This is a genomic window from Chitinophaga tropicalis, from assembly GCF_009758205.1.
Classification (GTDB): Bacteria; Bacteroidota; Bacteroidia; order Chitinophagales; family Chitinophagaceae; genus Chitinophaga; species Chitinophaga tropicalis.
In genome coordinates this window covers 171,506-194,776 of sequence record NZ_WRXN01000002.1, presented here as the reverse complement: position 1 = coordinate 194,776, position 23,271 = coordinate 171,506, and the positions used below count along the sequence as shown (strand labels likewise).

Annotated in this window: 10 protein-coding genes; 2 read left to right on the top strand and 8 right to left on the bottom strand. The window is 48.8% G+C overall.

The window, feature by feature from the left end; all coding sequences use genetic code 11:
• Nucleotides 1–6 precede the first annotated feature (6 nt).
• The 5 genes from GO493_RS06640 to GO493_RS06620 all read right to left on the bottom strand — a co-directional run bounded on the left by GO493_RS06640 (nt 7) and on the right by GO493_RS06620 (nt 11,305).
• Nucleotides 7–2,286: an FAD-dependent oxidoreductase gene (locus tag GO493_RS06640; RefSeq protein WP_157305354.1), complete on the bottom strand. Its 2,280-nt coding sequence runs from the start codon at nt 2,284–2,286 to the stop codon at nt 7–9.
• Between the two features lie 80 nt (nt 2,287–2,366).
• On the bottom strand, nt 2,367–4,100 hold the full coding sequence (locus GO493_RS06635) for a sodium:solute symporter family protein (protein WP_157305353.1): 1,734 nt from the start codon (nt 4,098–4,100) through the stop codon (nt 2,367–2,369).
• Nucleotides 4,101–4,117: 17 nt separating this feature from the next.
• Complete coding sequence (locus tag GO493_RS06630) at nt 4,118–6,721, bottom strand: glycerophosphoryl diester phosphodiesterase (RefSeq protein WP_157305352.1); 2,604 nt, start codon at nt 6,719–6,721, stop codon at nt 4,118–4,120.
• 41 nt (nt 6,722–6,762) lie between these two features.
• The gene (locus GO493_RS06625) at nt 6,763–8,253 is read right to left on the bottom strand and encodes a RagB/SusD family nutrient uptake outer membrane protein (protein WP_157305351.1); all 1,491 of its coding nucleotides are present in this window, start codon (nt 8,251–8,253) and stop codon (nt 6,763–6,765) included.
• A 34-nt stretch (nt 8,254–8,287) separates the two neighbouring features.
• Complete coding sequence (locus GO493_RS06620) at nt 8,288–11,305, bottom strand: SusC/RagA family TonB-linked outer membrane protein (RefSeq protein WP_157305350.1); 3,018 nt, start codon at nt 11,303–11,305, stop codon at nt 8,288–8,290.
• Between the two features lie 201 nt (nt 11,306–11,506).
• On the opposite strand from GO493_RS06620, the gene GO493_RS06615 reads away from it, so the two are divergent.
• Complete coding sequence (locus GO493_RS06615; RefSeq protein WP_157305349.1) at nt 11,507–12,580, top strand: LacI family DNA-binding transcriptional regulator; 1,074 nt, start codon at nt 11,507–11,509, stop codon at nt 12,578–12,580.
• 98 nt (nt 12,581–12,678) lie between these two features.
• The gene (locus tag GO493_RS06610; protein WP_157305348.1) at nt 12,679–12,951 is read left to right on the top strand and encodes a DUF4242 domain-containing protein; all 273 of its coding nucleotides are present in this window, start codon (nt 12,679–12,681) and stop codon (nt 12,949–12,951) included.
• A 103-nt stretch (nt 12,952–13,054) separates the two neighbouring features.
• Here the strand turns inward: GO493_RS06610 and GO493_RS06605 are convergent, their stop codons facing one another.
• Genes GO493_RS06605 through GO493_RS06595 form a run of 3 tightly spaced genes read right to left on the bottom strand, consistent with a single transcriptional unit; the run spans nt 13,055 to nt 23,179 of the window.
• The gene (locus GO493_RS06605; RefSeq protein WP_198315555.1) at nt 13,055–14,812 is read right to left on the bottom strand and encodes an OmpA family protein; all 1,758 of its coding nucleotides are present in this window, start codon (nt 14,810–14,812) and stop codon (nt 13,055–13,057) included.
• Nucleotides 14,813–14,872: 60 nt separating this feature from the next.
• On the bottom strand, nt 14,873–15,874 hold the full coding sequence (locus tag GO493_RS06600) for a PorP/SprF family type IX secretion system membrane protein (RefSeq protein ID WP_157305346.1): 1,002 nt from the start codon (nt 15,872–15,874) through the stop codon (nt 14,873–14,875).
• Nucleotides 15,875–15,904: 30 nt separating this feature from the next.
• Nucleotides 15,905–23,179 carry a DUF7507 domain-containing protein gene (locus GO493_RS06595; RefSeq protein WP_157305345.1) on the bottom strand — a complete coding sequence of 2,425 codons (7,275 nt, stop codon included), beginning with the start codon at nt 23,177–23,179 and terminating at the stop codon, nt 15,905–15,907.
• Nucleotides 23,180–23,271: the final 92 nt, after the last annotated feature.

Sequence of the window (23,271 nt, the reverse complement as noted above, 5' to 3'; positions counted from 1 at the left end):
AAAGCGTTATTCATAGCATCTGATGGCGAACAACCCTGCCGGTGTGCCTCCGTGTGTTCCTTCCAGGTGTACGGTGATGCTGCTGGTTTCCACGGGCTGATCGAATGTGATATGCCGGGCAGACTGGTGGTTGTCTGCAGACCGGAATACCGGTTCTTTCCTGTCATTGCATATAATGAATGATCTTACGCAGAAGGGCATGACCCTTTCCGGGTGATGGTAGATGACATTCTCCATCGGGTGATCAAAATCTGTATCAAACGAAAGATATACTTTACTGATACGCCGTTTTTCCGGCCATGATATGGTGATGCGGGGATCAGCATCATCTGTTGCTGCCAGCCAGATGTTGGGCTGACTGGTGGGCCTGTCGATCCCGTTACGCAGGTTTTCAACTCCAAACAGGGCGATGCCTTCAGCGATCTCCAATGCCAGGTTCCTGCCTCCCGGCCGGCGTTCCGGGCACCAGAACTCAAACGTCTCTACGCCGATATCTTCAGGTGGTATCTGTGCGCCGTAGTTGGATACGGCGGGATTGGTCTTGTTGAATACGGTGATAATGCCGCTAACTCTTTCCCCACTGCTGTGCAGGCTGATTAAATCATTGCGCAGGAAACTGAGGAAGATATAATTATCGGAGGGCAATATTGCTGTGAACTGTAAAGGTATTTTCTGAGTGCCCTTTTTTAACGGGATGAACAATTCTTCCAGTACCAGGTCCGGGGTATGGTGTACAGGCTTGCTGCCTGTGCGTAACGATACCTGTAACAGAGTATCTTCTGCGGCATCTGCATATATGCTGATAACCGGTATTTTGCCGGCTTTCAGGGGCAGCATCTGTGCCATGGCGGCAGACAGGGATATGCGATGCCCGTCAGGATGCAGGTTATAGAGAACATATTCACTACTGGCTGTTATTACGGCCCCGTTCACAATGTTTTCTTTATCTGCTGTAAGCAGCTGGGGGATATATTGTCCTTTTCTGACCAGTAATGCCTGGAGCTCCTTCATCCTGTCTTCCTGTAAGAGGTCCCGTGGCGATATTCCGTAACGGGTGCACAGCGCTGCTGCCATTGCCACCGCCTGGGCGCCACAGGCGCCTGTACCCATGACGCGGCTGGAACCAAAGGCCACGTGGGAAGCGCTGATGATACGGCCCGCCAGGAACAGGTTGCTGATATTATGACTGTAAAGACAGCGGTAAGGTATCTGGTATACGCCTTTACTATGCCATTGATTGCAGGCTGGTTTTTCGCTGAATATACCGTCTGCAGGATGCAGGTCTATAGACCAGCCTCCAAAAGCCACGGCATCGTCATGTACGCGTTGTTCTACTATATCCTGCTGCCGCAGCATGTAATCTCCTTCAAAACGGCGGCTCTCTCTTTTGCCGGGTATCTGTCCTACCCATTCCAGGGTGAGCGTTTCTGCTTCGGGGAACAGTCCGGAATTCTTAATGTAGTTCCAAACACCATAAACCACTTTCCATAGTTCCCATTTGATGGTCTCTGTTTCGTGAACAGTGTCCAGTCGCCCGCCATACTCAATCCACCAGAGCTGACAGCCATGATCATTGCTATTGATATTTTTGTAACGGGGAATAGCGGTGATATCTTTCAGTGCATATGCGGGGGGGACAAAAGTGACTGGCTGTCCTGTATCTCTTGTGTAAAAATAAATGGAGTGGCCTAATAGTTCCCCATACTCGGCTGTAGGTGCAAATTTTTCCCCGAATTCTTCTTTGCTCTCCGCTCCCATCCTGAAGGCGGCTCCTGCCTGGAATGCCACGATACCGTCTCCGGAGGCATCGCAGAAAAGCGGCGCTTCCAGTTCGTATAAGGTACTGTTCTGGCTGCAGAATGCTTTGACTTTTTCTATGGTACCGGCTGACCGTTTGCTCACTTCAAATACTGCTGTGTTCAGCAACAGCCTGATATTTTCTTCGTTTGTCACTTTTTCGAGCAGGATGGTATCGAATATCAGCGGGTTGCCTTCGGGGTTACGCCAGGTATTTTCTACCATGATCTCGTCGATGACTCCGCCTTCACGTGCCCAACGGTTATTATTACCCATATGGGAAGTGGCGCCGAGTACCCACAGTCTTATTTCGCTGGAGGAGTTTCCTCCCAGTACAGGCCTGTCCTGTACCAGTACAACGCTGATACCTTCTCTTGCCGCTGTGATAGCGCAACATACACCGGCCAGTCCGCCGCCGGTAACTACCAGGTCCGATTTATAGTGTAATGTTCTTAACTGTCTGCCTTCACTGGCATGTTCTTTAATCATAAGCATCCTTTTTATGGTAGTGTATCAGTTTGATTCTGCGAGGTAAACTGAGACATTATATTTTTTGTGACGATAGAGCTTCATAAGGTCTGGTGGTCTGCTTCCTGCATTTTCCTTCCGGGAGCCGGTATGTTGACAGACCGTTTTAATTTGCGTGCAGCGCGCAGAGGGATAATGGCTGTAAGCAGTACAGCTGTGGCAATCAGCGCTACCAGTATTTTCCCGGTAGCGGCCAGTATGCAGAGTATGTACAGTAACAGCCCGGTAAAGGCCAGTGCAAAGGCGATAACGCGCAAGCCGAACAGGTTCTGTGAACGGACCGCCATGGCTTCTTCTTCCTGTACCTGCAATTCCTTTTGTTGCTGCCGGAATGCGTGATAGCGCAGGTAATCTTCTGATGGGCCTTTCCGGGCGGCTATGATAAATTCATAGATCAGCAGCATGATAAAAGGCAGGCCTACACCCAATAGCATTTCCTGTGAACGGGTCAATTTCAGGGTTGAAATGAGGGGTACAACAAACTTGAACAGCAGGTTCACTCCCAGGCTGACACCTGAAATAATATAGGCTGTTTTTCCATCCAGTTTCCGGGAGAATAATGCCCATATGGAAGGCAGTAGTGAGGGGCCGCCTGTAATAGCGGCGATGCTTAGCACAACTTCTATCATTCCTCCTGCGGCGGGCACCAGTAGTGCAATGCCTATCATGGCAGAGCCCAGCAGCAGGCCTGATAGTCTTGCTACCTGTATCAGTTTTTTGTCTGAAGCATGGGGGTTAATGATCCCTTTGTAAATATCATTTGTGATAACGGCCGATGTTACGTTCAGTGTTGTATTTGCGGTGGCTGAGGTGGAGAAATACATGCCGGTGAGCATGAGTCCCATTAATCCCGGCGGCAGTACCAGCCGGCATACTTCCAGGTAGGCGTTCTCTGTGTTCAGGCCTGTCAGTGAGGGATTGATGCTTTTGTAGATCATGGGCGGCAGCATCCAGATAACGGGGCTGATGAGGTAAAGTACGGCAAAAAGCAGTGCTACTTTTTTTGCAGAGGAGGGAGATTCAACGCTGGTATACCGTTGTACGAACGTCCAGTTGCCGCCAATGTAACTGATATGGTACAGGGCAAAGGCCATGATGAACCCGATGGTATATTCCCCGTTGTGCAGGGAGAAGAAGCCGGCAGGAACATTAGCGGTGAAGTTAGCCCATCCTCCTACTGCTGTCAGGGAAAGTGGCAGTACGGTCAGTACGGCTGCGGTCAGTATTACAAACTGGAGGATATCTGTTACCATAACGGCCCATAGTCCGCCGATGGCGGTGTAGGCGATCATCATCAGTCCCAGGACAATGGTACAACCGGTAAGCGGGAAACCGAGGGACACGCTGACCAGCTTTGCTACCGGGTAGAGGATGGCGCCTTTGTTGAACAGAGATACCAGCAGGAAAATGTATACGTAAAATTTCTGTACGGGGGCGCCCAGCCGCTGCCTGATAAATTCTGCTGCGGTAAGCGCTCCTGTTCTCTTCCATCGTGGCGCCAGCAGGAATGCGGTGATCAATCCGCCGAGGCACATTGTCCACTGGATGGCAACGGATACCATGCCGTATTTATAGGCGATACTACCCCAGGCGACGAAGGTGCCGGCGGAGAAGAAGCTCATGAAAAGTGACAGTCCACCAATAAACCAGGGGACTGCTTCTCCACCGGCAAAAAAGGATTTCATATTCCGTCCTGTGCGGGCAAAGAGGAAACCTATGACCAGTACAAAGGCGGAGAAGACAAATATAACAGCGGTGTCTATCGGTGACGTCATACTTTCAGATTTGGTATCTATAAGACAATCTCAACAACTTTAAGTCCGTAGGGAGGTAATATTATCTCCCAGCTATTACCTTTCAATGCAGCATTTTCAATCCTGCCATCAGCATTGAGCAGGCGGCTGCTTTTAATAACAGGTTTCCGGCCGGGCAGGATACGTGAAGGATCTACTTCTACAACAGCGGTCTGGGTATCGTCATCGTCATTCAGCAGTATTACATAGAGTTTATCTTTGGCTGGTGACAGTGCGCCCATGTAATCTACCCTTGGGTTTCCTGTAGTCAGCATGCTATCCCTCAGGTGCATCTTTGCTTTGTTACCGAAGACGGCGCCGGGAGCGAACCCGTAACAGGTATGCGGGCCTACCTTGGGTGTTATAAATCCTTTAGGGAAAGAGATCTTTCCTTCGCTGCGGAGGTTTATCTCAGACATGAGATAATCTGTCAGCAATCCTATCTGCCACCATGCGTGATGGGGATAAGGGCCTGCGCCGGCATTCATGGTATACCAGTAATAAGATGCCACACTGGTTTTCTGATCAATAAAGGCATCGCGCCCCCATATGCCAATGCGGGCCATGTCGAGGAAGAGGGAATCTTTTGTCAGGGAAAAGAGGCGGATAAACATTCCTGCGTGACTGGCCAGCAGTATGGGGCCGTGCTGGTTTGCGGAGCCGAGGCTGCCTCCGTGTTCAAAGCTTAGTCCTGCCTGGCTGATCTCCCAATCTTCGCGGGGCAGGTTATTTACCATCTTTATGTTCATAGAGGGAGCGGGATGGGTGTAAACGGATGCTGTATAGATCCGTGCTGTGCTGATAGCGGCGGTTTTATATTTTTCGTCGCCACACTGGTCATAAAGGTCCAGCAAGGCCTGTACTGTCTGTCCTGTAGCAAAGTCGGGCACAAAACGGGCGTCTCCGCATACGCCGAGGAAAGAGCCTTTATTCACGCCTTCACGGATCAGCCAGTCAGCTCCTTTACGGGCAGCCTGCAGGTACCTGTCATCTTTCAGTATACGGTAAGCTACCAGCAGGCCATAAAATGTTGGTCGCAGGTCAGGTATATCTGTGAACACAGGTTGAGTGGAAGTGTGATCGTACCCTACTTCCCAGTGCCCGTCTGCATGTTGCCATTGCAGGAGTTTTTCTGCGCCCAGTTTAAGGCGTTCTTTCAGCAGTTTGTTTTCCGGTTCGAAGAGCAGTATGTTTCCCATGTCAAGCATGGTATAGTAAGTCAGTGCAATGGGTTCTACATAATTTCCCCATTCTTCTGTGAAACGTTGCCTGTTCTTCAGGTAATACTGGCCTACTGCTGCCCCCTGAAAGAAGCCGGGGTCTGCGTCCTGCTGTACCAGTTTGAAGTTAAGCGCTGCGGGTAATCTCTGGCGGTATAAAACGCTATCTGCCGTTACAGTGGCCAGCATCCACATAGCGCCATAATCAGAATTTTTCATAGCGTCTTTGCTGGCGCCTACCACGCCCCCCGGGTAGGATTGTGCTCCTATCTGCAGGCCTTTGTGAAAGGCGGTCTGCCATAAGGAGGTACTGTCTGCGTCAACATAATGCTGCATATTCAGGATCCTGTCTGTCAGGGACCTATATGTGTGTTTAAATCTGAGGTAATCTGCAAAATGGTATACGTCATAAATGGCGTGTTTATATACGGTATACCATTCTGCCGGTTTTACTGAGTATCTGAATGAAAAAATACGTTTCTGTCCTGGTTTCATGCGGGACTCTATCTCTCCTAATACGGGATGATAAGCAACGGGGGTATACTCTCCGTCCCTGTTCATGACTGAGAGGCCCAGCTTCCAGTCTTTATGGGAGTTAAAGTCCGTATCCCAGGGATCCCTTCCTGTACCGGGAGCCGGTATTACTGCCAGGGTAATGCCTTTGCCTGTGACGAGAGGGCTTAGTGTGCTGGCTGTTCTTTCGCGGAATATGATGGGTTTATCGGGTATTCCCTGTCCGTAGGCATAGCTCAGTACAAGGTCGGGCTGAATGGTATTACCCTGGAAATACCCTGGTACCATTGCCCATTCCAGTTGCTTCTTGCTGACCGTTGCCAGGGTTGGAGTGGCAATGGAATAGTAACCGGCTTTTTTCGCAGTAAGGGTGATCTCTACCAGTATGTCGTTATGATAGAGGGAGTCCAGTTTCCAGGCAGATTGCAGGGACCAGTCGTTATTATCCTGTGAAAATATGAGCGTCTTTCCTTCCTGCTGCGCGTTGGCAGGCAGGAAGCTGGACAGTTCTCCGGCGGTGTTCATATTAACGGGCCCCAGGTTTTCGTTCCACTGGCGTGTCAGGTATTTATAATCTTCCAGGGAAAAGCCTCCGGGGTGACTGTTCACATATGTTGTATCTCCTTTTTTCCCTGGCTTTTCTGCTGTATATAACAGGTTGTACTGGCCGGAGGGATGGTCCAGTGTAACGTATTGTCCTTTATCTTTTACTTTAATCTCTGACAGCCTGTACCCGTCTGGCGATCTCTCCCATTTAAGTACAAGCCGGTCATTCTGTAATACCGGTTGTTGCTGCGCCATTGCCGGTTGCAGACCAACCACCGGTATTCCGATGAGCCATAGTGCCTGTATGTACTTTCTGAATTGCATATCTCGTCCTTTTTGACTGGTAATATAGTATACGGTACCTGTTATTTCCAGTCCGGGTTTTGTTCCAGTTTATTATTAGCGTTGATCTCATCCTGAGGTATTGGAAAATACCTGTTCCTGGCCTGTGGGCGTCTTGCCGGGAAGACATCGTTTACAGCTGTTGGAATGACTGTGAGGAACGTGTTGGTACGTGTGAGGTCGTACCAGCGGTCTCCTTCCGCAAACAGTTCCCAGCTGCGTTCCTGCAGGACGGCGGCGATGAAAGGGTCCTGTGCCAGGCCTGGTTGCAGATCATCGAGCCCTGCGCGTTTTCTTACGGTGTTGATATACATATAGGCATCTGCCGTAGCTCCATTCAGCCGGGCCTCTGCTTCGGCAGCCACCAGGTATATATCTGCCACTCTTAACAGCTGGATATTGGTAGCGTGCCTGCCTGCTATAGAGTTCGGGTCCATATACTTTTTTACCAGTACTCCCTGACGGGTAATGGGCGTGATGTCTGCCTGATGTACCAGTTTTCCCTGCCGGTCAATATAAGTAGTGTCCAGCAGCTGGCGGCGTTTATCTTTCGGATCAAAAGAGTTATAGAATGCTTGATAAGCAAACATGGAGCCATAGGAAGTGGTGGCATATGCCGGGCCATTGCTGTTACGGGGGCCGTAAAGACTGGTTATCTGGGAGGCACGGCCATTTATGACAGACTCTGCTTCAAATGCCCAGAGGTTCTCCTTCCTGGCGTTGTCTTCCTTTGCCGGGTTGTAGACGTCCAGTACATTATCCATCAGTCCTATCCCGGTACCGCTGTTCAATGCTGCTTTTGCCTGGGCAAGTGCCAGCGTCCAGTTTTCGCCGTAGAGAGCTGCCTTGGCATAGAGCGCTTGCGCCGCCTGTTTAGATGGCCTTCCTTTTATAAGAGCCGGGCTGTAATCGGGCAGCGAGGCTATAGCAGAATCCAGGTCCAGGTAGATCTGTTTATATACATCAGCTTTACTGCTCTTTTCTGTATAGGCGTCTTCCAGTGTATGACTGGCCTTTGTCCTGATCACGATGTCGCCAAAGTTCTTTGTCAGGAACCAGTGGAAGTAGGCCCTCAGGAAGAATGCTTCACCCAGGATCTCCTTTTTGCGTTTGGTATTGCTCATGTTGGTATTGGGTACTTTGGTCAGTATCCAGTTGGCGTTTTCTATACCAGTGTAACAGTTGTTCCATATATCAATGGGCGATTCAAAGGAGCGACCATAGCTTACGGCTACGCTATAGGCCGCATCGTAGCTGAAGAGGGTATATACGTCCCTTCCCACAACGGGGCGGGGATATACCTGGTCTGCGCTGAAATCGGGTACCAGGAGAGCGGCGGGGCCGCCGTAAAGGTCGGCCAGCTCGCTATAAACTGCTGCCAGTGCGGCTTCTGCATCTTCAGCAGTTGAATAGAAGTTATCAGTATAAATGGAGGAATATACTGTTTCATCCAGCCGGCAGGAGAAGCAGCCGAGCATGAGCAGACATCCTAAATATTTAATATAGTTCTTCATGTAATAACGTTTGAAAGTGACAGCATAGCGTATATCAGAAACCAGCCTGTATGCCCAGCAGGAAAGAGCGTGCCGTGGGATATACGAGGTTATCTACCCCTATCTGTGTATTGGAATTGCCGAATGTATTGACTTCCGGGTCATAACCGGTATAGTTCGTAATAGTGAAAAGGTTGTTAGCACTTACATAGATCCTGGCTGAAGAGATGCCTTTGATAGCAGGCAAGCGGTATCCCAGTGTGATGTTCTTACAGCGCAGGAAGGAGCCGTTTTCCATAAAGCGGTCTGTCAACGGGATCCTTCCGCCCTGGTACCCGCTTACATATTCGTTGCCGGGGTTCGTTTCAGACCAGCGGTTGACCAATGCTTTGAACATATTCCTGCTACCGAGCGGGTTTTCAAATGTGTAACGGATAAGGTTATACACTTTGTTGCCCTGTATGCCGGAGAAGAAGGCGCTGAAATCGAAATTCCTGTAACTGAGGTTGGTGGCAAACCCATAGGTGAATGAGGGAGTAGCATTGCCAATGATCTTCTGATCGTCTGCGCTGATAATGCCGTCTTTGTTCAGGTCTTTTACTTTTACTCCGCCGATACGGCTGCCGGAGCCATCCATCACGGTTTCCCCCTGCTGATAGATGCCGTCAAAAACATAGGTTTTGAACAGGCCCAGGGGCTCTCCTATTTTCAGTACCTGGTAATTGCTTACAGTATATTCATTGACGTTGTCTGCCAGTCCGAGGAGTTTGTTCCTGTTCACCGAAATATTTCCGGCAACAGACCACTTTACCTTGCTGTCCAGCACTACGGCATCGACAGAGAGCTCTACTCCCCTGTTCTCCAGGCTTGCAAAATTGCCCGTCACCTCATTGTAGCCGGAGGAACCGGGCAATTTCTTAACAAACAACAGATCGTTTGTTTTCTTATGATAAATATCGCCGGTGATGTTTACTCTGTCTTTCCACAATCCCAGTTCAAAGCCCAGGTCTGCCTGGACGGAACGTTCCCATTTCAATCCGTTATTTGCGATACCGCTGACCTTTATGCCGGTAACGGGGGCATGTTCGAAGTAATACAAGCCTGAAGTACCCTGCAGGGAGAGCGATTTATATGGATCTATGGCCCCTGCATTCCCGGTAAGGCCGTAGCTGAAGCGGAATTTCAGGTTGCTGATAGCGCTGATGCTTCTGACGAATGGTTCTTCAGAAGCTCTCCAGGCAATGGCTGCCGCCGGGAAGAAACCGTATTTATTATTGGCGCCAAACTTAGAGGAACCGTCTACACGTGCTATCAGGTCCAGCAGGTATTTATCCCGGAAACCATAGTTGATGCGTCCCATGTAGGAATCCAGCCGGTCTTTGGAGCGACTGCTGGTCACTGTATGATCTGTAGCCAGTTGCATGGCTTCATTGAGTGTAGCGTCGTTCGGGAAATTGCTGGCTTCTATCTTGTTGGAATTATTGTTGTTGGTCTGAGTGGCAAATACGCCGGTGAATTTCAGTGCATGTTTTTTGATGCGGGTCTCGTAGGTGAGTACGCTTTCATGCAGGAGTACGATGGTGTTGGAATTGATCTTCCTGGCGGTACCGCCACCGGATGCCAGATCGCCGGAGTTCATGATATAGCGCGGTGAGTAATAGTCGTTCAGTGTGCCGGAGATAACGGGGTTGAAGCTGGCCCTGTATGACAGTCCTTTTACAGGAGTAAACTCTGCATAAAGGCTTCCCAATGTTCTGCTGGTCTTATCCCTATCCAGTATACTGGCGAGGCCAAGCGGATTCACAACTTCCCGGTAACGGCCGTCCATCTGATCTCCAAAGGGCCATATGGAGCCATCGTCCTTATATGGTTTCAGTGTAGGCGGGGCGCCCATTGCAGCCCCCAGTACGCTGGCATTTACTGCACCTGCGTCGATGCTGGTGGAGGCAGAGGGGATCCTGTGATTGATCACATAGCTGGTGAACAGGCTGGCGCCTGCTTTCAGCATATTGCTGATGCGGTGATCGAAATTCAGGCGGAAGGAATACCGTGTAAAATCCGAGCTGACAATGATACCCTCTTGTTTGAAATAGTTGCCTGACATTGCAAACTGTGTCCGTTCATTCCCGCCGGATACACCTACCTGGTGGCTTTGTATGGGAGCATCCCTGAAGATGAGGTCCTGCCAGTTGATGCCTTCTCCCAATGCAGCGGGATCCGGATAAACGTTTGTTTTGTAGACTTCATTTTCCAGTGCGGCAAATTCTGCCGCGTTCATCATGGCCATCTGGCGGGTATTCTTTTGTATGCCGTAATAACCATCGTATGTTACCAGGGTCTTTCCTGCCTTACCTCTTTTTGTGGTGATCAGTACAACGCCGTTGGCGCCACGTGCGCCATAGATGGCCGTAGCGGAGGCATCTTTGAGCACAGCGACAGATTCAATATCGTTCGGGTTGATGAGTGAAAGAGAGCTGATATCATTTACTCCGCCGGAGTTGGAGAGTTGTACGCCGTCAATCACATACAGTGGTTCTGAGGTACCATTGATGGAATTGACGCCGCGGATGCGCATGCTGATGTTGCCACCCGGAGCCGCTGAGTTCTGGGTTACCTGTACACCGGCTACGCGGCCCTGTAATCCCTGTACAACGTTGGAGACAGGCGTCTGTTTTAATTCCGCTGTTTTGACCGAGGCGATAGAGCCTGCAATATTTGCTTTCTGCTGTGTACCATAACCGACCACTACTACTTCTCCTAATTCTTTTTGTCCCGGCTGCAAAGCCATATCCAGTATTGGTTTTCCTCCAAGTGGCGTTTCTGCCGTAGTATAACCGGTGAAGGTGAAGACCAGTACAGCATCTGTCTGGTTTACCGGCAGGGAATATGTACCGTCCGTCCTGGTGACGGTACCTGTGGAAGTGTTCTTTACCCTGACGGTAACTCCTACAAGCGGTTCATTATTTTCGGCCGCTGTCACCCTCCCCTTGACAATCTGTTGCTGGGATAATGCAATAACGGGAGTCAGCAGGATTGGGAAAATTCCCAATAGAGAGAATATAAGTTTCATCATAACTGTGGATATTTATAAACCCGGCATGATCATACAATGTCTATGTACCGGCTATAACAACTGACCTGGAACTGGTTCAAAGGTTGACAAACAAACTTAGATGTCAAAATATTTTGAGCTCTTTTTCTCGTGGGAACGTTCCCATTTTATTGGGATTGTTCCCAATTTGTTACTTTTATGAAACCTCAGTCTTAACCGCGTATGAAAGCAAAGTATATTACGATCATCGACATTGCCCGTCAGCTGAATATATCCAAGTCAACTGTTTCCCGTGCGCTTACGGGGCATCCCAATGTAAATGAGCAGACACGGAAAGCCGTACTGGAGCTGGCTGCCAGCCAGGAGTACCAGCGTAACTCGCTTGCGTTAGGCTTTAGCAGGCATAAAACGCATACTGTTGGGATACTGGTGCCGGAGTTTATGTCTACCTACTTCCCTTCTGTTATTGTGGGTGCGCAGACGGTGTTGCAGGAAGCGGGTTATAATGTGGTGATATGTCAGCAGAACGAATCATATGAAACAGAAGTGGCCAACATCAAGTTATTGCTTTCATACCGTGTAGATGGCATCATTGTTTCACATACAAAGGAGACGAGGAATTTTGATCATTTCACACTGGCGCAGCGGATAGGTATTCCGCTGGTATTCTTTAACAGGATACCGGAAGATATGAATGTACCTGGTGTTGTGGTGAATGACTATGAAGCGGCGTTTCAGGCCGTGGAGCACCTGATCAAAATAGGCCGTAAATGTATTGCTCACCTGGCAGGGCCTGAATCGCTTGTCAACAGCAGGTTACGCAGGCAAGGATATATAGATGCCCTGAAGAAATATAATATTCCTTACAATCCTGACCTGGTACTTTCTTATGATCTTACCATGGAGAAAGTGAAGATCTATATGAAACATTTCCTGGACCTGGCTACGCCTCCGGATGCATTATTTGCCATCAACGATCCTACTGCCATAGCTGCAATGGAGGTTGTGAAAGCGGCGGGGTTACGTATCCCGGAAGATATTGCCATAGTAGGTTTCAGCAATGATTTCTCTGCAGAGCTGGTGTACCCGGGGCTTACAACGATGGCGCAACCTACTTCAGATATTGGCCGTACAGCAGCAAATATGCTGTTACAGGAAATGCATGCAAAGGTGATGAATGATTATAGTATTAAGAAAGCCCCAACGGTAACATTACCTACCAAGCTTATTATCAGGGATTCTACTGTAAAGAAAGAACAGCCAAGCCTGGTAAAGAAACGAAAGGGAAGGATATAAAACTTTAGTGCAGAAGGGAACTTTTTGGAGGCTTGCGGCCCGCTAATCATTTAAACTTTATCTATGGTTGTTTGTTAGTATTTACAAAGTGTATTTCTATGCCCAAATATGTAATTGAAAGGGAAATACCCGGAGCGGGGAAGCTGACTCCGGAGCAGTTAAAAGGTGTATCCCAGACCTCATGTGGCGTGCTGAGTGATATGGGCCCGCAGATCCAGTGGCAGCAAAGTTATGTGACGGGAGACAAGATCTATTGTGTTTACATTGCGCCGAATGAAGAAATGGTGCGGGAACATGCGAGGAAAGGCGGTTTTCCTGCAAATGCGGTTAATGAGGTGGTTACAATTATTGATCCTACAACTGCGGAATAAGTCTTTTATTTGGAGTGTTTAATAGCGGATGGATTGCTCAAAGATCGATTTCGTTGCGGCGAAATCGATCTTTGAGTAATCTCTTTATGGCTAAATAAGAGGTTTATTTAATCACTCTCAGCATTGTACGACGGTTCTTCCTGTGATCTGTATCATCGCATGGTACACCGTTCCCACAGGGCGTTATCAGATCTTTTTCACCCAGATTTTCATAATATAATCTGCCCGGAGCCACGCCTTTCTTTATAAGATATTCGATAACGGCAAAACAGCGCATGGCAGAAAGGTTCATGTTATAGTTATCTGACCCCCGGCTGTCTGTATAAGACCGTATCATCAGTTTCCATCCGGGATACTGACTAAGTACAACAGCCAATCTATCCAGCAGCTCTCTTGATTCTGTCAGCAATATGGTACTGTTATAGTCATAATAGAAACTCATTCTCTCCAGCTTGTCTATTACCATACTATCAATATTTTCTTTATGCACCGGCGCCGGAGGCAGAACTTTCGGGACCTCTTCGATAACCACCGGCGGCTTTCCTGCATCCGGATCTTTCAGTTTCTCAGTGAAATGGTTATCCAGGAAATGATATATATCGTCTCCTTCACTGCTGGCGGGGCGATTGGAAGAAAAATAGCCTTCATACATATTGCTTTTCATGATGAAACCCAGGTCGTCGCCGCCTGAGTTAAAAGGGCTTCTCATATTACGTATATCTGTCCAGTTATTTCCTTTTCCTTCTGCCCGAAAAATGTCGAACCCTCCCATTCCTGCATGGCCTTTACTTGAAAAGTAAAGGGTATTGGCTTCGTTTACAGTAGGGAAAGATTCTTCGTAAGGTGTATTGATGACCGGTCCGCAATTCACGGGAGTGCTCCAGTGTCCGCCCCTTTGTCTTTCACTGTACCAGATATCTTTACCTCCCAGTCCGCCGGGGCGGTCAGATACAAAATACATAATGGAACCTGTTTCATTTAACACTGCATTGCCGGTATAACTTCCGGGAGCGTTCAATTCGGTGACCGGTTCAGGTACAGACCATTTATCTTCTTTCTTTACAGAGCGGGATAATGAGATAAGCCGGCGGCCATTTACCGGGCCTCTTTTTTTTCTGTCTGTGAGATTTTTATTCGGGACATTCAGTGTTATGTACATGGTATCCTCACGGCTGTTAAAACATACTGGTCCCACATGATAAGGCAGTTTGCCCAGTATGTCAGGTACTATCTCTTCCATGTAAGTATTGGCTCTGCTACCCTTTTCATATTGTTTGAACAGGTATGCCTTTGAATAAGGCATATTCACCCTGGGGTCTATTGCAGGATTGCGTTCTGCACCGCTGGTAAGGCTCATTTTCCGGTATCCGTTTGACACCAGCAGCAATCCGTCTTTCCTGACCCCGCTTATCCAATCATCACCATCTGAGCTTAGTTCCTTCATATTCTCTACTGCCAGTGTAAGAAGTCCTGTCTTCCAGAGTAAAGCGCTGTCACAGCCGGCAATGAGCATATTTTTCAGTTTCATACTATCTGCATTGCTGCTGGTAAAACGTTGCAGATAGATCTTGGCAGAATCGTAGGTTTCTATATTCTTCATCAGCTCTCCATAAACCATGTTGACAGATGCGGGGCAATCCGGCCGCAACAACATCTGTTTATACCAATAACCCGCCATGTTAAAGCGGGTCATTTCACGGTAACTCCGTGCTATTTTTTCCATAAGTTTTAACGAAGCTCTTTCTCCTCTTTTCTCAGCTACCCTGGTATATAACCTTGCAGCTACAGCATATTCTTCTCTGAGAAATGCTTCGTCACCTAATTCTGTAAGACTTTTTTCTTCCTGTCCATATAATTTCATCTGACAGAAAAGTAAACCGAAAACTAAAACAATGCGTAGATGCGACATAAGCTTCACCTTTTAAAAGTAGCGGGGGCTCGATGTTGTGAATTTTTTTGACGGGAAGAGCACCCCCACTGATATTTCATGCGATCCCCCCTGTTTCCCCGCCATTTCGTTAATATTAAGATCATAGGCGTATCCTATGCGCCATTTATCTGCTATATAATATTCCACTATTGCACTGGCTGCGTTGACAGATTGCAGATTGGACGGCAATTTCCTCTTCCATAGAGGAACGGCTGTGCGAAAAGACCCTCCTATCCAGAATATCCTGTCTATCAGCAGCATGGTAGTTACATCCAGGTTGGTAGGCCCTTTGAAATCATCTTTGATGAGGATGGATGGTTTCAGCTGTACATGCTCAGATAATGGCACCATTATACCTGTGGCCAGGTATAAATGCCGGGACCTGCGGATATTCTGGTAATTGAACCCTTTCCAGTGATATTGGCTGCTGAGGTACCTGCTGAACAGGTCCAGCACGGAAACGCCAATATAGAAGGACGGGGCATGATAATAAACACCAAACCTGGCATCCGGCGTATAGGCGTTTACAGTACCTCCGGGAAAAACGGGGTCTTCACTGTCAAAATATTCCAGTGTATTGCCTTGCAGGTGATATTGTGTCACGCCGGCTGCTAATCCGAAGCAAAGCCGGCGTGTCTGATCTTCATCAATAGGAATGCGGTATGAATAAGAGGCATAGAAGGAATTGGACTGTTGCGGCCCCAGCCTGTCCGTCATGAGCTGCAGGCCCAGCCCTATCCCAGCTCCTGTTTTAAGCGGCCGGATGGGGCCATCTATAGAAACACTGCCAGTTCTTGGTCCGCCGGGAAAACCGGTCCACTGGTACCGGTATACGCTGTTCAGGTACCAGGCATCTTTATAGCCGGCGTATGCGGGGTTTACGCTTAACCCGTTAAAGACATACTGGCTGAATTGTACGTTCTGCTGTGTTTTTCCTTCAATACATGCAGCTATCAACAGTATTAAACTAAACAGTACTTTTCGTGCGCACATAAACGTTTATTTAATAGTGATATAGTTTTATCAGTCTCTTTTAATTATTACCCATCCTTTATAGACTTTAGTTCCTTCAGGCCGTTTCAGTTCCAGGACGTAGTAATAGGTCCCGTCGCTTAACCCGGTAGCGGCCCAGTCGTTGTTATAGGACCTGGATTGATAGACCATATTTCCCCATCTGTTATAAACATATAAGGCAGATCCCGGGTATTTGTCCAGGCCTTTTATGGCGAAATAGTCATTCTTACCATCTCCGTTAGGGCTCATGGCATTGGCGAATTTCAGTCCGCCGTTAGCCTCTTCGGTTTCTATCACAGTGGTTCCCGGTGTGCCTGAGCATCCTGTAGCCGAGGGATCGCAGGTGCCTGTTGGTATTGTGTCGGTACCATTTGTTACTGAAGCGATGTTTGTGATCACGATCCCGGAATCCAGGTTATTGTCAACCTTTACCCTGAATGTTACAGGAGTCATATCGCCAACAGGTATATCTCTGATGGTCCAGGTTACCCTGTTGGTCTCTCTGTCATATATGCCACTTTCTCCGGCGCTTTCATAGGTAGTATGTGCAGGTACAGAGTCAATGACGGTGATGGCGGGAAGCGTTACATTCCCGGTGTTCCGTACAAATACAGTGTATAGAAGGATCTCGCCTGGTTTGGCTTTAAGTCCGCCGCTGGCGGTAGCTACTGTTTTCCAGGCTGCGAATGCCTGCTTAGCGTCTACTTTTATTGAAGTAGATGGTCCTGGTGTTGGATTCGGATTGGGATTGGCAGGATCATTGGGATCTGAAGAGTTAGTAGGTTCATTCCCGTTACCATTGCCGTTATTTACCCAGGCTGTGTTGTAAATATTTGTAGCCCCTGTAAGGTCTTCCACTACCCTTACTGTGAAGGAACGGGTAATATCAGCGCTTCCTACAGGTATCTCAGAGATGGTCCAGGTCAGTTTTTTACCGGCATCCGGTACTATTCCTCCTTCTGCACTTACAAAGGTTGTGAAGGCAGGAATGGTATCTGTCAGCAGGACATTGGTAAGCCGGGTATTGCCAGTGTTGCGTATATGAACAGTATAGGTTATTTCATCGCCGGTCCTGACCGCGCCGTCTGTGCCTGTACCGGTATAGGCGGCGCTCTTCCAGTTCGTTGAGCTTTTACCGTTATCTACTGGTATATCGGTGGATGGTGTATTGGGGTTGGGATTTGGATGAGGATTATTAGGATTGTCAGGATCTGGTGGTGTGGTAGGGTGACCGCCAGTGCCGTCTCCGTTATCTACATCGGCTGTGTTGACGATGTTGGTTACATCGCTGAGATCATTAGCTACCCTGACGCGGAAGCTGCGTAACACATCTGCGGCACCTACAGCTATATTCGGAATTGTCCAGGTCAGCTTACCACTGGCGTCCGGTACAATACCTTCATCTGCGCTTACAAAACTTGTAGGCGCCGGCAGCTGGTCACCAGTTTGTACATTGGTTAATTCTACGTGACCTGTGTTACGGATATGGATGGTATAAGTTATTTCATCGCCGGCCTTCACTTTACCGTTAGCACCTGTGCCGGTGTAAGCAGCTGTTTTCCAGCTGACTGACTTCTTCATGTTATCTACAGGGATATCTGTAGATGGTGTGTTGGGAGTAGGATTGGGATGAGGATTATTCGGATTGTTTGGATCCGGTGGTGTGGTGGGATGTCCACCGGTACCGTCTCCGTTATCTACGTCTGCAGTGTTGGTGATGCTGGTGGCACCTGTGAGGTTAGCTGCTACCCTTACTACGAAGCTGCGGGTTACATCTGCTGATCCTACCGGGATGTCAGTGATAGTCCAGGTGAGTTTGCCCGTGCCGTCAGGAACGATGCCACCGTCTGCGCTTACGAATACGGTATAAGCGGGTAGCTGGTCTGAGATGATGACGTTTGTCAGCCGTACGTTGCCGGTGTTGCGAATGTGGATGGTATAGGAGATCTGGTCGCCCGGTTTTACTCTGCCTCCTGTGCCTGTAGCGGTATAGCTGGCGCTCTTCCAGTTGAGCGAGTGTTTACCACCGTTATCTACAGGGATGTCAGTAGATGGTGTGTTGGGAACGGGATTCGGATGAGGATCATTTGGGTTGTTGGGATCAGGTGGTGTGGTGGGATGGCCACCGGTGCCGTCTCCGTTATCGACATCAGCTGTGTTAACGATATTGGTAACACCTGTCAGGTCATTAATCACTCTTACACGGAAGCTGCGTACTACATCTGCACTGCCTACCGGTATGCTGGCGATAGTCCAGGTCAGTTTGCCAGTGGCGTCAGGAACGATGCCTCCGTCGGCGCTGATGAAACTTGTAGCCACAGGGAGCTGGTCTCCGATCTGTACGTTTGTCAGTTCAACGGGGCCGGTATTACGAATATGGATGGTATAGATGATCTCATCTCCTGCTTTCAGTCTGCCACCGGTGCCCGTACCTGTATAAGCTGCGCTTTTCCAGTTCAGGGACTGTTTGGCATTATCTACAGGGATATCGGTAGATGGTGTGTTGGGAGTAGGATTGGGATGAGGATTGTTCGGGTTGCCCGGATCTGGTGGCGTGGTAGGATGACCTCCTGTGCCATTTCCATTATCTACATCTGCTGTATTGACGATGCTGGTAGCTCCTGTCAGGTTAGATGCAACGGTCACAACAAAGCTTCGGGTAACATCTGCAGATCCTACTGGAATGTCAGTGATAGTCCAGGTCAGTTTACCGGTTGCGTCAGGCACGATGCCTCCGTCAGCGCTTACGAATACGGTATAGGCAGGCAGCTGGTCTGAGATGATGACGTTTGTCAGTCTGACGTTGCCGGTGTTGCGAATGTGGATGGTATAGGTGATCTGGTCGCCCGGTTTTACTCTGCCACTTGTACCTGAGCCGGTATAGCTAGCGCTTTTCCAGTTGGCTGACTGCTTTCCTCCGTTATCTACAGGAATATCGGTAGATGGTGTGTTGGGCGTAGGATTTGGATGAGGATCGTTCGGGTTGTTAGGGTCTGGCGGTGTGGTGGGATGGCCGCCCGTGCCGTCTCCGTTATCGACATCTGCTGTGTTAACGATATTGGTAACACCTGTCAGGTCGGTTACTACACGAACGCGGAAGCTGCGTACTACATCTGCACTGCCTACTGGTATACTGGCGATAGTCCAGGTCAGTTTACCGCTGGCATCAGGTGTTATGCCTCCGTCTGCGCTGATGAAACTTGTGGCTGCAGGAAGCTGATCTCCTATCTGCACATTGGTCAGTTCTACCGGGCCGGTGTTGCGGATATGGATTGTATAAGTGATCTCATCTCCTGCTTTTAGTCTGCCACCGGTGCCTGTACCGGTATAAGCTGCACTTTTCCAGTTCAGGGAGTGCTTTGTATTATCTACAGGGATATCTGTAGATGGTGTATTGGGAGTAGGATTTGGATGAGGATTATTCGGATTGTTTGGATCCGGTGGTGTGGTGGGATGACCACCGGTGCCGTCTCCGTTATCTACATCGGCTGTGTTGGTGATACTGGTGGCACCTGTCAGGTTAGCTGCTACCCTTACTACGAAGCTGCGGGTTACATCTGCTGATCCTACCGGGATGTCAGTGATAGTCCAGGTCAGTTTGCCCGTGCCGTCAGGAACGATGCCACCGTCTGCACTTACGAATACGGTATAGGCAGGTAACTGATCTGAGATGATGACGTTTGTCAGCCGGACGTTGCCGGTATTGCGGACGTGAATGGTATAGCTGATCTGATCTCCGGGTTTCAGTTTACCTCCTGTTCCTGTAGCGGTATAGCTGGCGCTCTTCCAGTTGAGCGAGTGTTTACCACCGTTATCTACAGGGATGTCAGTAGATGGTGTGTTGGGAACAGGATTGGGATGAGGATCATTTGGATTGTTAGGGTCCGGCGGTGTGGTGGGATGGCCACCGGTGCCGTCTCCGTTATCGACATCGGCTGTGTTGACGATACTGGTAACACCTGTCAGGTCGGTTACTACGCGAACGCGGAAGCTGCGTAGTACATCTGCACTGCCTACAGGTATGCTGGCGATAGTCCAGGTCAGTTTGCCAGTGGCGTCAGGAACGATGCCTCCGTCGGCACTGATGAAACTTGTGGCTGCTGGCAGCTGGTCTCCGATCTGCACGTTTGTCAGTTCAACAGGGCCGGTATTACGAATATGGATGGTATAGATGATCTCGTCTCCTGCTTTCAGCTTACCACCTGTTCCCGTACCTGTATAAGCTGCGCTTTTCCAGTTCAGGGACTGTTTGGCATTATCTACAGGGATATCGGTAGATGGTGTGTTGGGAGTAGGATTGGGATGAGGATTATTAGGATTGTTCGGATCTGGTGGTGTGGTAGGATGACCACCGGTGCCATCTCCGTTATCTACGTCTGCAGTGTTGGTGATGCTGGTGGCACCTGTCAGGTTAGATGCCACTCTCACAACAAAGCTGCGGGTTACATCTGCTGATCCTACTGGTATGTCGGTGATAGTCCAGGTTAGTTTGCCGGTACCGTCAGGCACGATGCCGCCGTCGGCGCTTACGAATACAGTATAGGCAGGTAGTTGATCTGATATAGTAACGTTTGTCAGCCGGACATTGCCGGTATTGCGAACGTGGATGGTATAGGTGATCTGGTCGCCCGGTTTTACTCTGCCTCCTGTGCCTGTAGCGGTATAGCTTGCGCTTTTCCAGTTGGCTGACTTCTTTCCTCCGTTATCTACAGGAATATCGGTAGATGGTGTGTTGGGAGTAGGATTTGGATGAGGATCATTTGGATTGTTGGGATCTGGTGGTGTGGTGGGATGACCACCGGTGCCGTCTCCGTTATCTACATCTGCTGTGTTGATGATATTGGTGACACCTGTCAGGTCTGTTACTACACGAACGCGGAAACTGCGTGTTACGTCTGCAGCACCTACCCCTATTGTAGAGATAGTCCAGGTGAGTTTGCCCGTGCCGTCAGGTACTATACCTCCGTCTGCGCTGATGAAACTTGTGGCTGCCGGAAGCTGGTCGCTGATCTGTACGTTAGCCAGCTCTACGTGACCGGTGTTGCGGATATGAATGGTGTAAACTATTTCATCTCCTGCTTTCAGTTTACCGTTTGCACCTGTGCCGGTGTAGCTGGCGCTTTTCCAGTTTACGGAACGTTTGGCATTATCTATAGGGATATCTGTAGATGGTGTATTGGGAGTAGGATTGGGATGGGGATTGTTTGGATTGTTAGGATCGGGTGATGTGGTGGGATGACCACCGGTGCCATCTCCGTTATCTACATCGGCAGTGTTGGTGATGCTGGTGGCACCTGTCAGGTTAGCTGCTACTCTTACAACAAAGTTGCGGGTTACATCTGCTGATCCTACCGGGATGTCAGTGATAGTCCAGGTCAGTTTACCGCTGGCGTCAGGAGTAATTCCTCCGTCAGCACTTACGAATACGGTATAAGCGGGTAGCTGGTCTGAGATGATGACGTTTGTCAGCCGTACGTTGCCGGTATTGCGAACGTGAACAGTGTAGGTGATCTGGTCACCCGGTTTTAGCTTCCCTCCTGTTCCTGTGCCGGTATAGCTGGCACTTTTCCAGTTGGCGGAATGTTTGCCGCCGTTATCTACAGGAATATCTGTGGACGGTGTATTGGGAACAGGATTGGGATGAGGATCATTTGGATTGTTAGGGTCCGGCGGTGTGGTGGGATGATCACCGGTACCATCTCCGTTATCTACATCAGCTGTGTTAGTGATATTACTTACGGTAGTCAGATCATTTACAACGCGAACGGTAAAACTGCGCATTTCATTATTTGCGTTCACGGCTATGCTGGGAATTGTCCAGGTCAGCCGGCCGCCGGCATCCGGCACTATACCTCCATCGGCACTTACAAACTGTGTATTGGCAGGAATAACATCAGTGATCTTTGTATTTGTGAGAATGACGTTCCCGGTATTGCGTACGTGAATGGTATAAGTGATCAGTTCTCCCGCTTTTACAGCGCCTCCTGTACCGGTGCCGGTGTAGCTGGCGCTTTTCCATTGTACAGAAGATTTTACGTCGTTATCAGCAATATTTACGGTAGCCTGGTTGGTTCCTGTAGGTGATGTTGGTCCGCCACCAAATGAAATTCCCGTAATATTCAGGACCACTGTTTCGGTACCTTCTACGATATTATCGTCAATTACAGCAATAGGTATTTTTATATTACTGGTACCCGGCGAAATAATGGCTTGTGTAGGTGATACCGGGCTTATTCTATAGTCTGTATTAATTATTGCTGTACCACTTATAGTATATCTTATTACGATACCCGTAGTTGAAGTAAATCCGTCAGGCCAGCCGACAGTGATACTTCCGTCATTTGTACCCCCTCCCGGTTCTGCACCATCCTTTGTAGCGACAACGCCTATTGGAATATTGACGTCATCATCTTCGATCGTCACAATAGCGCTTTTCTGCAAGGGATCGAATGAGAAGCGGATGTTTGTCACGGCCGACAGCATATTATCCTGTATTGTCAGCTCTACGTTTTCATTGACCTCTACCAGTTTATCATCGTTTACTTTCAATGGTAACTGTATACTGTTGGTGTTGGCGGGTAATATTATCGTCCCTGTCAGGTTGCTGTTATCGTAGTCGAATGTTGTACCTGCTCCCCCGCTTGCTGTTGTACCACCGGTAATAAGATACTTAACAGGAATATCTTCGTTAAATGTGAGGTTACCCGGCAATTTTATGAGATAAGCGCCATCGCTGGCATTGCCGTTGCCTAATTCCTTACCATTGTTCACTTTGGTAATACTGATCCTGTTATCGTTATCTACTAAGGTAGTTACAAGTCCTCTCTGTGGGGTAAGGTAACTGAGACCGCCCTGGTCGAGTGCTGATATCAGGGTAAATTCAATATTCTCATCACCTTCTATCAGAATATCGTCTATGGGTGTGATGATCACCTGTGCTTCATTCGTTCCGGCTGCAATGGTTGCTGTGCCGGATAATGTCTGGTAATCCACTCCGTTCACTGCAGGGTTGGCTGCCGTGGCATTGATCGTATATGTTATTGTAATATCGCTGGGGGCTGTGGCGCCGTTTTCCAGTCTGAAGGTTACAATACCATTCCCTCCTCCTTCTGTTGCGCGTGCCAGCTCCAGGATGATCACGCCATCCGCCATTCTGCTGCCCTCGGCCCGGCGGTTTATAGCTAAAAGGAGAGTACATAAGAACAGGAGTACAAACAGGTCAAACCACTTTCCGAGGGAGGGATTGTGGTGTGCAGGCGTAGGTAAAGACTTTTTGTGGTTCATAGGATAACTGTAATTAATGCTTACAATACATCGATGATATTTTCTACAACGTGAAAAACACAGGTTCAGAATGATATTCAGAAGCACCCTGA

What these genes read in the sequence shown, in the direction of transcription:
- GO493_RS06640 (WP_157305354.1), bottom strand. Translation starts at nt 2,286, where the DNA reads ATGATTAAAGAACATGCCAGTGAAGGCAGACAGTTAAGAACATTACAC.
- GO493_RS06635 (WP_157305353.1), bottom strand. Translation starts at nt 4,100, where the DNA reads ATGACGTCACCGATAGACACCGCTGTTATATTTGTCTTCTCCGCCTTT.
- GO493_RS06630 (WP_157305352.1), bottom strand. Translation starts at nt 6,721, where the DNA reads ATGCAATTCAGAAAGTACATACAGGCACTATGGCTCATCGGAATACCG.
- GO493_RS06625 (WP_157305351.1), bottom strand. Translation starts at nt 8,253, where the DNA reads ATGAAGAACTATATTAAATATTTAGGATGTCTGCTCATGCTCGGCTGC.
- GO493_RS06620 (WP_157305350.1), bottom strand. Translation starts at nt 11,305, where the DNA reads ATGATGAAACTTATATTCTCTCTATTGGGAATTTTCCCAATCCTGCTG.
- GO493_RS06615 (WP_157305349.1), top strand. Translation starts at nt 11,507, where the DNA reads ATGAAAGCAAAGTATATTACGATCATCGACATTGCCCGTCAGCTGAAT.
- GO493_RS06610 (WP_157305348.1), top strand. Translation starts at nt 12,679, where the DNA reads ATGCCCAAATATGTAATTGAAAGGGAAATACCCGGAGCGGGGAAGCTG.
- GO493_RS06605 (WP_198315555.1), bottom strand. Translation starts at nt 14,812, where the DNA reads ATGAAATTATATGGACAGGAAGAAAAAAGTCTTACAGAATTAGGTGAC.
- GO493_RS06600 (WP_157305346.1), bottom strand. Translation starts at nt 15,874, where the DNA reads ATGTGCGCACGAAAAGTACTGTTTAGTTTAATACTGTTGATAGCTGCA.
- GO493_RS06595 (WP_157305345.1), bottom strand. Translation starts at nt 23,179, where the DNA reads ATGAACCACAAAAAGTCTTTACCTACGCCTGCACACCACAATCCCTCC.